The following is a 14,042-nucleotide window of genomic DNA, read 5'->3' as shown; positions in this document are numbered from 1 at the left end:
TTTTTAAGCTTACTAAAATTGCTTTTTTTAAAATATACCCCTCACAAAATTGCGCTTATCCAAAAAATTATACTTCGCAAAACAAAATAGCCCCCTAATTTTTAGGACTAAAAAAATAAATCTATATTTGACCCAACGAAAAAAAACAAAAAAATTAATTTATATTATTATGGCTAAAATTAAGTTAGAGTACATTTGGTTAGATGGATATGAACCAACTCAAAATCTTAGAAGTAAAACTAAAGTTGAAGAACACGAAAACTTCAAAGGAACATTAGAAGAACTTGGAAACTGGTCATTTGATGGTTCGTCAACTAAACAAGCTGAAGGTGGTTCTTCTGACTGTCTTTTAGTTCCTGTTGCAATTTATCCAAATCCAACTCGTATCAATGGATGGTTAGTTATGTCTGAAGTTATGTACGCAGACGGAACTCCACACCCTTCTAACGGTAGAGCTACAATTGATGATGATAATGATGATTTTTGGTTTGGTTTCGAACAAGAGTATTTCATTATGGATACTAAAACCCAACTTCCACTTGGTTTCCCAGTTGGAGGATACCCTGCTCCACAAGGGATGTACTACTGTTCAGTAGGTGGAAAAAACACACACGGAAGAAAATTAGTTGAAGAGCATGCTGATTTATGTATCGCTGCTGGAATCAACTTTGAAGGAATCAACCAAGAGGTTGCTTGCGGACAATGGGAATTCCAATTATTTGCTAAAGGTGCTAAAAAAGCTGGAGATGAAATCTGGGTTGCTCGTTACCTATTAGACCGTTTGACTGAGAAATATGGTTACTATATTGAATATCACCCAAAACCTCTAGGAGATACAGACTGGAATGGTTCTGGAATGCACGCTAACTTCTCTAACGAAGTTTTAAGAACATGTGGAGACCAAGCAACTTACGAAAGAATCTGCGAAGCTTTCCGTCCTGTTACTGCTGAGCACATCGCAGTTTACGGAGCTTACAACGACCAACGTTTAACTGGTAAACACGAAACTGCTTCTATTCACGATTTCTCTTATGGAGTTTCAGACAGAGGATGTTCTATCAGAATTCCTTTAATGACTGTTCAAAAAGGATGGAAAGGTTGGTTGGAAGACAGAAGACCAGCTTCAAACGGAGACCCTTACAAAATTGCTGCTAGAATTATCAAAACTGTTAAATCAGCGCTATAATTTTAAGCTTAAATTATATTCTAAAAATGCCAGCATTATTTGCTGGCATTTTTTTTATACTAAACCCGAGAGCTTTAAATCATAAGTTATCTGCCAACTTTGTCAAAGTTTTAAACTTTGACAAAGTTTCAACATCACCTATTTTCACTCTTAAACCTCATAACTTTATAACACTTAACATTTTACAAATAACAAATATTACTTAATTTTAGGGTTAATTTAATTTTTAAATTAATTAAGTTAAACATCAAAACTTATCTTTGTAAATCATTAAAAAAAATTATTATGATAGTCTGGTCACTCTTTTTACTTGCTGTAGTTTTTATTCTTGCTTTAGATTTAGGTGTCTTCAACAAAACACCCCATATTATTAGCACAAAAGAAGCCAGCAAATCGAACCTTGGTTTGGGTTACTTTATCATTCCTGTTTTCGGGAGTAATTTATTGGCTATACACCACAGACTATATTGATAATCCGGATAATTTGAAGCCAGCCGTTGCTTCAATGAAGTTTATTACGGGTTATTTAATCGAGCTCTCTTTGAGTGTTGACAATATTTTTGTTATTGCTATTATTTTTGCTTCTTTTAAAATTCCACAAAAATATCAGCACCGTGTTTTATTCTGGGGAATCTTAGGCGCTATTGTTTTCCGCGGATTAATGATTTTCTTTGGTGTAATGCTGATCAATAAATTTACTTGGACAACTTATGTCTTTGGAGTTTTCTTAATATTTACCGCGATAAAAATGCTTTTTTCTGGAGAAGAAGAAGATTTTCATCCAAAAGATTCTTTTATCTATAAAGCTTTAGGTAAAGTTATGCCGATTACAGCAGAAACAGATGGTGAGAAGTTTTTCATTTCGACCAAAACGGCAAAAAAAGCAGCCACTCCACTATTTGTAGCTTTAATTGTTATTGAAGTAATGGACGTTTTATTTGCCGTAGACAGTGTCCCTGCAATTCTGGCTATTACCAAAGATCCGTTTTTAGTATTCAGTTCAAACATTTTTGCCATTCTTGGATTACGTTCTATGTACTTCTTCTTAGCAAATATGTTAGCAAAATTCAGTTATTTAGAATACAGCTTAGTAGCAATTTTAGCTTTTGTTGGATTAAAAATGCTTTTACACGATTTCTTCCACGTTCCAGAATGGGCTTCTTTAGGATTTATCGCCTTATCTCTTCTAGTAGGAATTTTAGTTTCTCTTAAATTCTGGACCAGAAAAGGTTTTAAATGATTCGTCAAGCGAAGAATAATTAGTTTTAAAACATATATTCATAAAAAAAAGGAAATCTTAGGATTTCCTTTTTTGTTTCTAAATCAATTTTAAAATTAATTTACTTGTTTAACATTACTATCATCAATGTTATATTTTTTAATTACAGCATAATAATCTGAATAATCTGGCTTATTAACAGATTTATTAGTGTTTACAGGATCATTACCTGGTACAACTACTATACGGAATTTTTGTCCAGTTCTTAAATCAGCAGGCACTTCATTTAATTCAAAACCTTGAAGATAAAGTTCATAATCAACTAGAGTAAAATTAAATTTGTAAGTAAAAAATAAAGTTCCATCATTGTAATAATGTGATTCTGGAATCTGTACCCAAACAGTACGTCCTGCACTTACTCCATCTGCTCTGTAAGCCAAAACTACATCACCTGGAAAAAGTGTAAAACCAAAAGATCTAACACCACCATTTCCATTGGCATCAAATGAGACATTATTTACATCAATAACTTCAGCAGCTACTGATTCTCCTGGAACTCCTGGAACTCCCGGAAGCCTTCCTGCCCTTCACAGCTAGAAAATGCAATTAAACCGATAACTGCAAATAAGGTAAGTATCTTTTTCATAATTATTTTTTTTTAAGGATTATATATAAAGGTATTCCAAAAATTAAACCAAAAAAAGTGATTTGGCTTATTTTACCATAAAAATGTCCTTATTTTTTCACAGTCACCTGATTTCTAGCTAGTATTTTATTAAAAAATAATACGTGATACGGAAGTGAGTTTTCCCAATAATCCCAAGTATGAGCTCCTGGACGTTCTGTGTAATCGTGGTCAACTTTATTATAAACCAATCTTCTGTGCAATTCTCTATTTGGCTCAATTAAAAAATCGTCTACACCGCAATCTATTATTAACGGAAGCTTATTCGATTTTAATTTATCGGCCATTCTTAAAACAGAATTTTGTTCGTACAATTCCGTATTACCGCTTTTGTCTCCAAATACGGGCTGCATCAATTTTACAACCTGCGCTGAGGAATCTCTGTTAAGCATCGTACTCATATCTACTGCTCCGCTCATGCTTCCTGCTGCGCAAAATAAATCTGGGTGTCTGGCAGACAGATACAATGCCCCATGTCCGCCCATGGATAAACCTGTAATAACTCTACCACTTTTGTTGGCAATTGTTTTATAGGTTTTGTCTACTTTCTGAATTACTTCCTGTGCAATAAAAGTCTCAAACTGACTTTCTTTATTTACAGGACTATCAATATAAAAACTAAACGTTTCCCCCTCTGGCATTACAATAATCATATTGTATTGATCAGCCAGATTGTGAACCAGTTTTTTGTTTGGAGTATTTTTAAGCCAGTCGCTAAAATGTCCGTATGCACCATGCAAAAGGTACATTACAGGAAAAGCCGTTTTACTTTTAGCATAAGAATTTGGTAAAACTACCGCTGCTTTATAGGTTTTTCCCATTGCGGTACTGGCAACTTGTAGTGTGTCTACTTTTGCAGCATATGTCATGGTGGTAAGACAAAGCAAAAATGCAGACAATAGCATTTTAAATTTCTTCATTTTGATATTTTTTTTCTGATTAGGGTTTGTAAATATAACTTTTTTCAGAATAAAATATATGAAAAATCCCACTTGCTTTGGAGTAAAAAAAGATAGCCATGAATTCACGAATTAATATTAAATAAAATTCGTGAATTCGTGGCTAAAAAAACTCAAGCTAAAAACTAGCTGATTATAATCTTATGCTCATGACGGTATTGCGAAGCGCTTTTACCGGTGTATTGTTTAAACGATTTACTAAAGTGGCTGAAATTATTAAATCCGCTTTCGTAGCAAACTTCATTAATACTCATTGGCTGTTCTGCCAAAAGTTTTGAAGCGTGCACGAGACGATATTCATTTACAAACTCAGTAAATGTTTTATTGGATATCTTCTTGAAATAACGGCAGAAAGAAGGCGTAGTCATACTTACCAGACTCGAAACCTCATCTATAGAAATAGATTCCTGAAAATGGTCTTTTACAAAATTGAAAACCACATTCATACGGTCATTATCTTGAGTTTGCAATTCCATCGAAAATCCGTCGGCATTTAAAATGGTATATTCCTCAGCCGATTCCAGTTCGTCTAAAACACTCAAAAGCGTTATAAGTCTTTGAAATGGCGGTTCATTCTCCATCATTTCAATTTTCTTTCCGATACGTTTTTTCGTTTCACCTCCAAAAGCGATCCCGCCTTTAGCTTGTTTCAAAATATTCTGCACCTTTTTCATTTCGGGCGCAACAAAAAAGTCGCTTCCTAAAAATTCAGGTTTAATATGGATAACGGTTTCCGTTGTATTTCCTGTTTGCTCATTTGTAAAACCGCAATGCGGCAAATTAGCTCCTATTAAAAGTAAACTACCATTGGTATAATAAGAAACATGGCTTCCTATTTGTCTTTTTCCTGCCCCACCGTTTATATAGACCAACTCAATTTCTGGATGATAGTGCCATAAATGAGCTTTGCTATTGGTCTTTTCGGCGTGTTTAGCGTAGGTAAAAGAACTTCCGTATGAGTTAGTTATCACTTCAAGAGCTGGGGCAATAGTCTTCATGATAATTTCTTTAAAAAATAATAGCAAATTTAACAAAATCACCTAAAATAATTTAAATTTTAACCTATAACGGTTTCGTAAATGCGAATTTTACATTAAAATAACGTTCTTAACGCTGAAGATTTTATATCAAATTCGCCTTTTTTTTAGGGTCTTATTTTTTTTCCTTACTTTTTTTCTATTTATCTTATTTAAAACACGATTTTATACCAATATGTTAAAATTTGTAAGAAAAATAGAAATTTTAAGAAGTATTCAGTTTTTGAAAAACTTTGAATAAAAACAATCAAATTAACAAAAACACAACATTAAAGTCAAATTTTAACATATAACGGTTTCGTAAATGAGAATATAGCATATAAATTGGAAAATATAGATGTTAAAATACCACACATGCTGCTATAACTTTGCATCAGAGAAATGAACGAAAAAAATTTAATACTATAGAATATGAAAAAGGTTATGAAATTAAGTTTAGTATTTGCAGTACTTCTAACAGGAATGAGTACATATGCAATTGATGGAAATGAAGCGTTAAATCTTCATGTATTAAAAGGAAATGGCAAGGTAATTGCTTTTGGAATTAATCAATTACAAAAAGCAGTTATTAGTATATATGATACAAATGGTACTTTAATCTATACTGAGAATGCTTCTGGTAAAGACGGAATCTTAAGAACTTTCAGTTTAGAAGAATTTCCTCAAGGAAAATATATTTTAGAGGTTGCCGACAGCTTCAAAAAAGTAAAATACGATATCACTGTTGACGCTAATAGTTCTGTTTTGTCTTCAAAAGGTACAGTTTCTGTTAACTAAGAAAATATTAAGGTTAAGTGCAATTCTTCACGGCACTTAAAACTTTATACTCTAATACAGTATAAAAAGTGAGGTTAGATAGTTAGTAAGTTAAAAACTTTCAAAAGTTTTAAAAACAGCTCTTTGTGGTTACTGAGCTGTTTTTTTTTGCTCTTTACTTTTTGAGTTTTCAACCGCAAAGATTTTTAACCGCAAAGACACAAAGATTTACGCAAAGTTCGCAAACTTTATTTTTGACAAAGCTTTGCAGTCAAATTCACGTAAACTTTTTTTTAACGCAAAAGGCCGCAGAGGTCACACAAAATTCACAAAGTTTTTTCATCAAAGATCATGAATATAAATGCAAAGTTCGCAAAGCTATATTAGGATAAAGCATTGCGAATTTTTTTATTCTATAAAATTTACTCCAAAAATCTTTGTGAACTTTGCGTTTTTTATAACCCCTCATACTAAAAATCCTAGCGCACTTTGCGGTTAAATTCACGCAGTTTTTTTACCGCAAAGGCACAATCCAAATAAAAACTTAGAATCTCAGTATCTTAGAACCTTAGCATCTTTATAATTCCTACATTTTTTAAAGAAATCGTTATCTCAATGTAAATTAAAAATCATTAAAAACGTTGAAAAATAATAGCCAAATCAAGAAAAACAGTATAAAATAACTCAAATTTTAACATATAACGGTTTCGTAAATGAGAATATAGCATATAAATTGGAGAATATAGTATTGATTTTTTACTTACAACTGAAGTAATTTAGCATCAGAGAATTAGAACTATTAATTTAAAACTAAATACCATGAAAAAGATTGTTAGATTGAGTTTAGTAGCAGCATTGCTTTTCACAGGAATAAGCACATATGCAATTGATGGAACAGCAGATTTTAACCTGCATGTAATTAAAGCTAATGGTAAACAAATCACTTTTGGTCTTAACCAAACGCAAAAAGCCAACTTAGCAATTTACGATAAAGATGGATCTTTAATTTATTCTGAAAGTGCTTCAGGTAAAGACGGGATTTTAAGAACTTTCAGCCTAGAAGAGTTTCCAGAAGGAACTTACTTCCTGGAAGTAGAAGACAATACAAAAAAAGCAAAATACGAAATCACTATAACGGATGAAGTTTCTGTTTTATCTAAAAACGCAGTTTCTTCTGTTTACAAAGAAGGTTTCGCTAAAAATACAAGCGTGGCAGCACGCTAAAAAGTTTATGCTTTCATAAAGTATAAAAGTGAGGTTAGATAGTTAGTAAGTTAAAAACTTTCAAAAGTTTTAAAAACAGCTCTTTGTGGTTATAGAGCTGTTTTTTTTTACCACAAAGTTTTTAACCGCAAAGCTCGCAAAGATTTACGCAAAGTTCGCAAAGTTTTTTCCACAAAGCTTTGCGAACTTTTTCGTTTTATAAACCTTGTATAATAATTCTTAGCGTACTTTGCGTAAATCTTTGCGCACTTTGCGGTTAAAAAACTCACTTCGTTTTTGTAAATAAATCCTTAACCCACTGTAAACTTAAAATCAAGCAAAACATTGAAAAATAATAACTGAATTAACAAAAACATTAAAAATAATTCACGTTTTAACCTATAACGGTTTCGTAAATGAGAATATAGCATAGAAATAGGAAAATACAGTTGCGCTTTTTCATGCAATACATAAGTAATTTAGCATCAGAGAATTAGAACTATTAATTTAAAACTAAGTACCATGAAAAAGATTGCAAAATTGAGTTTAGTAGCAGCGTTGCTTTTCACAGGAATAAGCACTTACGCAATTGATGGAAATGGAGATTTTAATCTTCATGTATTAAAAGCTAATGGAAAACTGATCACTTTCGCACTTAACAAAGTACAGAAAGCCAATTTAGCTATTTATGACAAGGACGGAACTTTAATCTATTCTGAAAGCGCATCTGGAAAAGATGGAATTTTAAGAACTTTCAGTCTAGAAGAATTTCCTGAGGGGACTTACTATTTAGAAGTAGAAGACAGTGTAAAAAGAGTAAAATATGAAATCACAATAGGAGATAATGCATCTTTATCGAGAAATGCAGTTTCTTCTGTTTACAAATCTGGTTTTGCTAAAAACACTAGTGTTGCTACACGCTAAAATTTTATACTTCAAAAAGGTATAAATTGAGGTTAGAAAATTTAAAAATTTCGCTTATAAGAAACAGCTCGTGGTGGTTACAGAGCTGTTTTTTTTTTGTTTAAAGATTAAAACAGATGATGAAACAGAAAATTTCTGAAAATTATTCTTATTAATTCAACTCTTTGATTTTTAAGTGTTAAAAAATGTTTTCTGAAAATAAATCCAAAAGCCCAGTATTTACGTACATAGTTCAAACAAAATACCGAAATAATTACAATTCAATAACTTAAGCGTTTAAAAATGCTAATTTATTGCTAAAAATTAAATTTGTATTTGTAGTTTTACGCGTTCCACATTTAGTAATTAACAATTTAAAAAAAACATGACAAAATTTACCAAAGCTGGTTTAGTTGCTGCCTTTTTTTTAGCGACTGTGTTTACCTACGCCATTGATGGAAAAGGTGATTACATTTTAAATATCAAAACAGGAAATGGAAAAGTAGTTAGCTTTACTTTAGGCACTGTAGAAAATGCATCTTTCTCTATCTACGACGAAAATCACAATTTACTTTATGCGGGAGAATCTGCAGCAGACAAATTAGAAGTTTCTAAAACAATTAGTTTAGAAAGTTTTCCTGCTGGAACGTATGTTCTTGAAGTGAAAGCAAACGACAAAGTTGCGAAACACGAAATTAAAGTCGCTGCTAAAAAAGTGAAGACTGTAAAGTTAGACCAATCTGTTAACCAGAGTCCATCTTTTCGTCGTTAATTTTTTGCCCCCAAAAGAATTAGAAAAGCAGCCCGTACCAGGAGCTGCTTTTTTATATATTCTTTTTTATTGTTTTAAATTATCAGGAAGAGAATCAAAAGATGATTGAAACGCAAAATCTCCTATTATAATTCCTTGAGCCAACAATAAATGGCCATTAGGACTAGTAAAATTAAAATCACCAACAGCAATATTATTAATCATTCCTTGATAAGTTCCCATTGAAATAATATTAACAACAACAGGATTCCCTTGCCCATCAACAAGCTCTGTTCCTGGCCTCAATTGTGAACCTCTAGCATATTTGCCATTTCTAAGTAAAAAGGGTTGGTCGAGAGTGCAAATAATTTCTTTATAATCTCCAAAAGTGATATAAAGTGCTTTACTTTGCCCTTGCATACCATCGCTAAAAATAACTTTTGCTTCTGATGAAGATAATTCAAGTTTGCCTGAATCTAATTTTACAGAAAATGCCAGAACTGAGTCTCCTTTATGCAAATCACTGATAGCTTTTTCTCCTGAAGAAGTAGCAATTCTAGTGCCCCCTGCCGTACATTTAAGGGTTAAATCGTTTAATAATTGATTAGAACCTGATTCCATAGTTTTATGTTTTTAAGTGCCAACCAAAAATACACTGTAAAAAAATCACTAGTTAAAGTATAAATACCTGTTTTTAAGCAACAAGTAATTATTTTAAGTTATTTATTTAAAGCCTTAGCGGATTGTTCTTTCTCTTAAACTTGAACCTATTTTTGCCAATTTCCAAAAAAGATCTGTTTCTGATATGATTATTATTTTTTGAGATTCTTCAAAAGCAGTAGAATGTCCAAAAGCATAAATATAATCTAGCACATCTATTAATTTGAAACTCTGTTTATATTCTGATCTTACCTCATCACTATTAGCAAAACATACATTTCCAGATTCTTGTTCGTCTAAAAAAAACAAACCTAAATGATTTGAAAACCTTTTTAATACATCCTTATTTATAATTGTCATTTTAGAATTTGACTTTTGAAATATTTCAGTAAGAGTAAAAGACAGTTCTGTCGTTTCGTTTTTTATTTTTTGAATGTATAGCTCCAAATCAGCATTATCAGAATATACAATCTTATTTTTTTCGTTTTGTAAAACCTCTATTTTATCTAAATATTCCTGTATTGTCATCTTGAAAACCTTAAGTGATATAAAGTTAAATGATATTTTTTCTGTAAAGGAAAAACTATGTTTTAAAAATCGTTTTTCATTCAAAAAAATATATAAATCATATAAAATCAATTATTTACAAAAATGGCATATAATCGACAAAACTGAACAAACATCGTTAAAATGCAGTTCACATCCTTGATTTCCATATATTTGTACATCAAAAAGCGCATTAAATATATAATAAATACAGAATTTTAAAGTTTATAATTGTTTAAAGCTGTTTTTGCGGCGAAAAAAGATTTTCAAAAACAATTAAGAATACGATTAAATACCACAACCAAAACTAAACCTATGCAAAAACAACTAGCTATTTTAGTATTGTTTATCGTATTTTCATTTCGTGCTTCTGCACAAAACGAAACCTTTTATAAAACCGATAAAGTCGGCGAAAAATATGCCTATGTCGATGTTATAAGAACCTACGAAAAGGTTGCTGCAAAAGGCTACAAATCTGTAGACTTGTTTCAAAAACTAGGAAATTCATCGTATTCTAATTGCGAACTAGAAAAAGCAGCCGAATGGTACAGCGAACTCTTCGCTCTAACCACAGATTTGGATCCTGTTTATTATTACCGCTACGCAGAATCGTTACGCTCTATTTCTGAAAACGAAAAAGCCGATGCTCTTATCGAAAAATTAAAGCGTAAATCGAAAACTTCTATAAAAAGTAAAGTTTAATAAAACTTGAATGGATATAAAAAACCTCTCATTTCTGAGAGGTTTTTTTGTTTTATAACCCTTTTCCATAATTAGTGATGAAAACTCTAGAAATCTATTTTTTAATTATTTTCTTAGAAATAAAAGTTCCATTAACTTTTGCTTTCAATAAATAGGCTCCTTGGCTTAATTTAGATATATCAATTTTATCATTTAAACCCAATTCCTCACTAATTATCAATCTTCCATTTAAATCAAAAATTTGGAAATTTTCAATCTTAACATCATTTTCAGCTTTTACATTTATAAAATCACTTGATGAATTTGGATAAAAAACTAAAGGCGATTTATTTTCTATTAATTGAATACTTAAATTATTAGCATATTTCCATAATGTATTATCTTTTGCATAATATAAATAATCATTGTAAGAAACGAAACTTAGCACCTTATCCAATGCGCTAATTTGCTTTAGAGTATTTAGTTTTAAATCAAAAATATATCCTTTAGTAGATCGATTTTGATCTACTGATGCTATGTAATATTGATTATCGTTAATTTTGAAAAAAATAGAAGAATCTAAAAAATCAATGAACATAGAAGATTTAGGTATACCCTTCGATAATTCTCCTAAATTTGTTTCTGTGTAATCAGTAAGGCTTAAAGACACTAAAGATGTGCCTCCCATTTGGTCTGGTGAAGCAAAAAGTAGCGAGTTGTCCGTTTTTGTAAAATTTGACGGAGGAAAATAATAACTACTAATTTTTCTGTAAATTTCAGTTACATTTTTATTCACCGAATCAAATTTCCATATTGAAAGTTTATTTAACTCGTCAGAAAAAAACATAAAATACAAGTTATTATTTGCCTCGATAACACTACTATGGTCAACCCAATATTGTTGGGCGTTCCAAACTTCTCCTATTGTTTTTGTATTTTCAAGCGTTCCATCTGTTTCATGCAGATATAATCTACTAACAAAGTACAATTTACTATTGTGTTCTATATATTGTGATAGACCCGATGAACCTACACTATCAGATCCATTTCCTTCTATTAAACCTGTTATCGGAAATGTCCCAACTGAAGTGCCGTCACTTCTCCATACTTTAGAATTACTTGTACCTGGAGGCTGAAACGTAAATATAAAAGTACTATTGCATTTACCTTGAAACGTCGGAGTATTCCAAATAGGTAAATTATCTTTTACCAATACTGTACCCATTGACGTTCCGTCGGTTTTCCAGACTTGCAGCTTATCATCTTCCTTAATTAAAAAATAAATTAAGTTGCCAACAGCTGTAAGCTTTGAAGTTCTTCCATTAATAAAACTTGTAACTTTTACAGTACCAGCTTCCGTTCCGTCGGTTTTCCATATCTCTCCAGAAGAACTTTCATCTTTAGCAATAAAATAGAAATTATTATTTAGTACTGTACCTTTTCCAGGTGTCCCTACGATAGAAAATTCTGGACCAGAATATATATCTTTTATTAGTTTTGTACCAAAAGTAGTTCCATCACTTTGCCATATTTCGCGACCAGTATCAGCTTCACTTGCTTCGAATATCAGCTTATCGTTAATTTTTTGAAAACCTAATGGATAACTCGTAAAATCATATATTTTTTGCTGAGCATTGGTTTCGGTAAAAATACAAAGTATAAAAAATAAAAGTAGTTTTGTTTTCATTCGGTTTGTTTAGTAAGTTTTCTTCATAAAAGTCAAAATCAATAAACAAAAAAACTCTCTATTCAGAAAGATCTTTTATTTAAATCACAACCTTATCATTTCAATTAATCCGATATTTTATAATCGGTAAACTTATAAGTATTGTCCTTTTTTCCCATTAATTCAATAGACTGGAAATTAACGCCTTGATCTGTAACTTGATAATCATAAACATCTATTACGCCATCATAGTTATGTAGTTCATAATACTTTCCGTTTTCAACCCACCATTTACCATTTTCAGTAATTTGATCGACTTTACCGTTTTCGTACATCGCAACAAAAAGTAAAACACTTGTTCCGTTTTCAAAACGACATGACACCCAATATTTATTTACTCCTTCTTGCTGTTGTCCCATTTCAGAGCCTTTCCAGCATCCAAAAAGTTTCGGGTCATAAGTTTTGTTTTCCGCCTTATTAATTGCTTTTATATCTTGCTTAACCTTTGTCTGGCTAAAACTCAAGCTTGTAATAAATAGCAATCCTAAAATAAAAATGCTTTTTTTCATTTAAAATTAATTTCTGAAGTTAGATATAGTTTTTGGTTTTTATAATTTATTTGCCTTTCGGCGAAAGCTTTTCATCTCTACTTTCTGATTGCTAATATATACAAACAAATATCTTCTAAATTGAGGAAAGCCGTAAAACGATATTTTTTTTGTAAAATAAAAAACCTCTCATTTCTGAGAGGTTTTCTTTTATATAAAATTTACTATTTCTGATTTAGCAATTTTTCTAAATATTCGATCTTATCTTTTTCTGCTTGAAGCAAACGTTCGTAAAGCTTTTTATTTTCTTCTACCGTTTCCATTAATTTATCTAACGGATTGAAAGTGCAATGATTATTATTTCCAAAATGACTATTATGAACAGCTTCATTAAAACTATTGAAATAATTAATTGCAGCTTCGTCCGAAAAATTCTTGATAGCTTCAACCGATACACCAAGTGCTTTTGCCACCTCAACAAGTTTTTCGTCATCAATGGTTTCGCTATTTTCCATAGCCGAAATCGCTTGTTGATTTGTTCCTAAAGCTTGCGCCAAAGCTTCCTGCTTCATATCTCGAAGTTCACGAATACGGCTTATTTTTCGCCCTATATGATTTGGTTTTGTTAGTGTGCTCATAATTCAAAGATAATAATAAAGTGTCAAAATCGGTAAAATGTAAAAAACAGATTTTTTTGCCGTGCGATACAGTAAAAAATGATTTCGTACAGCAAAATCTATTTCTTCCTTCGCCGAATCAAACAAAAGTACAATTTTTCTTATAATAATTTTATAAAAGTCAAATTGTAAATCATTTAAAATATACGCCTTATGGAAACGAACCAAACAGAAAAGCTACAAAAACTGCAAAAATTAACTGCCCAGTATTTTACAACGCTACAACCAACCGATGAAGCCAATTCTTATACCGCACAATTTAAAGTGGTCAATTATTTAGAACTCGGCTGTCTCATTACCGATTTACTGAAGTTATGCATTCTGGCGCTTGATAACGACATGCATAATTTTTCTAAGGAAGATAATAGTTCTGCTATTAATGTTTCTCTAGTTTTAGAAACGGTTCTGCATTTGTTTCCTATGGATGAAATGGAGTTTTTGGGGTTTGTTGGGGAGGTTGTTGAATAATTTTCTCCTTGCTATTCCTAAGCGGTATAAACATAGCCCGTGGTTTCAACCACGGGAACGCAATATTTGTTTTGCTCGCATTGTGTACCCGTGGTTG

At 31.4% G+C, this 14,042-nt stretch carries 15 protein-coding genes and 1 pseudogene; 8 read left to right on the top strand and 8 right to left on the bottom strand.

Features of this window, described 5'->3' with window-relative positions:
- Positions 1-169 precede the first annotated feature (169 nt).
- Positions 170-1,186 (top strand): glutamine synthetase beta-grasp domain-containing protein, encoded by a 1,017-nt coding sequence (locus ACPWTF_RS20315; protein WP_427872711.1) that lies wholly within the window; start codon positions 170-172, stop codon positions 1,184-1,186.
- Between the two features lie 285 nt (positions 1,187-1,471).
- Positions 1,472-2,445 (top strand): annotated as a pseudogene (locus ACPWTF_RS20310) (TerC family protein).
- A 76-nt stretch (positions 2,446-2,521) separates the two neighbouring features.
- Here the strand turns inward: ACPWTF_RS20310 and ACPWTF_RS20305 are convergent.
- From ACPWTF_RS20305 to ACPWTF_RS20295, 3 genes are all read right to left on the bottom strand, one after another.
- Positions 2,522-2,845 carry a hypothetical protein gene (locus tag ACPWTF_RS20305; protein WP_427872710.1) on the bottom strand — a complete coding sequence of 108 codons (324 nt, stop codon included), beginning with the start codon at positions 2,843-2,845 and terminating at the stop codon, positions 2,522-2,524.
- 295 nt (positions 2,846-3,140) lie between these two features.
- Complete coding sequence (locus ACPWTF_RS20300; protein ID WP_427872709.1) at positions 3,141-4,010, bottom strand: alpha/beta hydrolase; 870 nt, start codon at positions 4,008-4,010, stop codon at positions 3,141-3,143.
- A 164-nt stretch (positions 4,011-4,174) separates the two neighbouring features.
- The gene (locus tag ACPWTF_RS20295; RefSeq protein WP_095929875.1) at positions 4,175-5,047 is read right to left on the bottom strand and encodes an AraC family transcriptional regulator; all 873 of its coding nucleotides are present in this window, start codon (positions 5,045-5,047) and stop codon (positions 4,175-4,177) included.
- A gap of 450 nt (positions 5,048-5,497) precedes the next feature.
- Between ACPWTF_RS20295 and ACPWTF_RS20290 the strand changes: the two genes are divergently transcribed.
- The 4 genes from ACPWTF_RS20290 (at position 5,498) to ACPWTF_RS20275 (ending at position 8,720) form a co-directional block, all read left to right on the top strand.
- On the top strand, positions 5,498-5,863 hold the full coding sequence (locus tag ACPWTF_RS20290; protein WP_250835333.1) for a T9SS type A sorting domain-containing protein: 366 nt from the start codon (positions 5,498-5,500) through the stop codon (positions 5,861-5,863).
- A gap of 798 nt (positions 5,864-6,661) precedes the next feature.
- Complete coding sequence (locus tag ACPWTF_RS20285; protein WP_427872708.1) at positions 6,662-7,066, top strand: T9SS type A sorting domain-containing protein; 405 nt, start codon at positions 6,662-6,664, stop codon at positions 7,064-7,066.
- Between the two features lie 501 nt (positions 7,067-7,567).
- Positions 7,568-7,969: a DUF3244 domain-containing protein gene (locus ACPWTF_RS20280; RefSeq protein WP_095929872.1), complete on the top strand. Its 402-nt coding sequence runs from the start codon at positions 7,568-7,570 to the stop codon at positions 7,967-7,969.
- A 364-nt stretch (positions 7,970-8,333) separates the two neighbouring features.
- The gene (locus tag ACPWTF_RS20275) at positions 8,334-8,720 is read left to right on the top strand and encodes a secretion protein (protein ID WP_427872707.1); all 387 of its coding nucleotides are present in this window, start codon (positions 8,334-8,336) and stop codon (positions 8,718-8,720) included.
- Positions 8,721-8,786: 66 nt separating this feature from the next.
- Here ACPWTF_RS20275 and ACPWTF_RS20270 read toward each other — a convergent pair whose 3' ends face one another.
- Both ACPWTF_RS20270 and ACPWTF_RS20265 read right to left on the bottom strand, forming a co-directional pair.
- On the bottom strand, positions 8,787-9,320 hold the full coding sequence (locus ACPWTF_RS20270; RefSeq protein ID WP_427872706.1) for a Hint domain-containing protein: 534 nt from the start codon (positions 9,318-9,320) through the stop codon (positions 8,787-8,789).
- A 114-nt stretch (positions 9,321-9,434) separates the two neighbouring features.
- Positions 9,435-9,971 (bottom strand): hypothetical protein, encoded by a 537-nt coding sequence (locus ACPWTF_RS20265; protein WP_427872705.1) that lies wholly within the window; start codon positions 9,969-9,971, stop codon positions 9,435-9,437.
- A gap of 249 nt (positions 9,972-10,220) precedes the next feature.
- On the opposite strand from ACPWTF_RS20265, the gene ACPWTF_RS20260 reads away from it, so the two are divergent.
- The gene (locus tag ACPWTF_RS20260) at positions 10,221-10,607 is read left to right on the top strand and encodes a flagellar motor protein MotB (protein WP_427872704.1); all 387 of its coding nucleotides are present in this window, start codon (positions 10,221-10,223) and stop codon (positions 10,605-10,607) included.
- 94 nt (positions 10,608-10,701) lie between these two features.
- Here the strand turns inward: ACPWTF_RS20260 and ACPWTF_RS20255 are convergent, their stop codons facing one another.
- The 3 genes from ACPWTF_RS20255 to ACPWTF_RS20245 form a co-directional block, all read right to left on the bottom strand.
- The gene (locus tag ACPWTF_RS20255) at positions 10,702-12,273 is read right to left on the bottom strand and encodes a T9SS type A sorting domain-containing protein (RefSeq protein WP_427872703.1); all 1,572 of its coding nucleotides are present in this window, start codon (positions 12,271-12,273) and stop codon (positions 10,702-10,704) included.
- A 104-nt stretch (positions 12,274-12,377) separates the two neighbouring features.
- Positions 12,378-12,821: a hypothetical protein gene (locus tag ACPWTF_RS20250; protein WP_427872702.1), complete on the bottom strand. Its 444-nt coding sequence runs from the start codon at positions 12,819-12,821 to the stop codon at positions 12,378-12,380.
- 203 nt (positions 12,822-13,024) lie between these two features.
- Positions 13,025-13,438 carry a helix-turn-helix domain-containing protein gene (locus ACPWTF_RS20245; protein ID WP_427872701.1) on the bottom strand — a complete coding sequence of 138 codons (414 nt, stop codon included), beginning with the start codon at positions 13,436-13,438 and terminating at the stop codon, positions 13,025-13,027.
- Positions 13,439-13,630: 192 nt separating this feature from the next.
- Between ACPWTF_RS20245 and ACPWTF_RS20240 the strand changes: the two genes are divergently transcribed.
- Positions 13,631-13,945: a hypothetical protein gene (locus ACPWTF_RS20240; RefSeq protein ID WP_427872700.1), complete on the top strand. Its 315-nt coding sequence runs from the start codon at positions 13,631-13,633 to the stop codon at positions 13,943-13,945.
- The last annotated feature ends 97 nt before the right edge of the window (positions 13,946-14,042 follow it).

Origin of the sequence: Flavobacterium sp. MMS24-S5, assembly GCF_050320125.1 — a bacterium.
In the GTDB taxonomy this organism is placed as follows: Bacteria; Bacteroidota; Bacteroidia; order Flavobacteriales; family Flavobacteriaceae; genus Flavobacterium; species Flavobacterium tyrosinilyticum.
This window is presented reverse-complemented; position numbering and strand designations above follow the sequence as displayed.

Excerpts from the sequence above, each read along its gene's own strand:
- ACPWTF_RS20315 (WP_427872711.1), top strand. The coding sequence starts at position 170 with ATGGCTAAAATTAAGTTAGAGTACATTTGGTTAGATGGATATGAACCA.
- ACPWTF_RS20300 (WP_427872709.1), bottom strand. The coding sequence starts at position 4,010 with ATGAAGAAATTTAAAATGCTATTGTCTGCATTTTTGCTTTGTCTTACC.
- ACPWTF_RS20295 (WP_095929875.1), bottom strand. The coding sequence starts at position 5,047 with ATGAAGACTATTGCCCCAGCTCTTGAAGTGATAACTAACTCATACGGA.
- ACPWTF_RS20290 (WP_250835333.1), top strand. The coding sequence starts at position 5,498 with ATGAAAAAGGTTATGAAATTAAGTTTAGTATTTGCAGTACTTCTAACA.
- ACPWTF_RS20285 (WP_427872708.1), top strand. The coding sequence starts at position 6,662 with ATGAAAAAGATTGTTAGATTGAGTTTAGTAGCAGCATTGCTTTTCACA.
- ACPWTF_RS20280 (WP_095929872.1), top strand. The coding sequence starts at position 7,568 with ATGAAAAAGATTGCAAAATTGAGTTTAGTAGCAGCGTTGCTTTTCACA.
- ACPWTF_RS20275 (WP_427872707.1), top strand. The coding sequence starts at position 8,334 with ATGACAAAATTTACCAAAGCTGGTTTAGTTGCTGCCTTTTTTTTAGCG.
- ACPWTF_RS20270 (WP_427872706.1), bottom strand. The coding sequence starts at position 9,320 with ATGGAATCAGGTTCTAATCAATTATTAAACGATTTAACCCTTAAATGT.
- ACPWTF_RS20260 (WP_427872704.1), top strand. The coding sequence starts at position 10,221 with ATGCAAAAACAACTAGCTATTTTAGTATTGTTTATCGTATTTTCATTT.
- ACPWTF_RS20255 (WP_427872703.1), bottom strand. The coding sequence starts at position 12,273 with ATGAAAACAAAACTACTTTTATTTTTTATACTTTGTATTTTTACCGAA.
- ACPWTF_RS20250 (WP_427872702.1), bottom strand. The coding sequence starts at position 12,821 with ATGAAAAAAAGCATTTTTATTTTAGGATTGCTATTTATTACAAGCTTG.
- ACPWTF_RS20245 (WP_427872701.1), bottom strand. The coding sequence starts at position 13,438 with ATGAGCACACTAACAAAACCAAATCATATAGGGCGAAAAATAAGCCGT.
- ACPWTF_RS20240 (WP_427872700.1), top strand. The coding sequence starts at position 13,631 with ATGGAAACGAACCAAACAGAAAAGCTACAAAAACTGCAAAAATTAACT.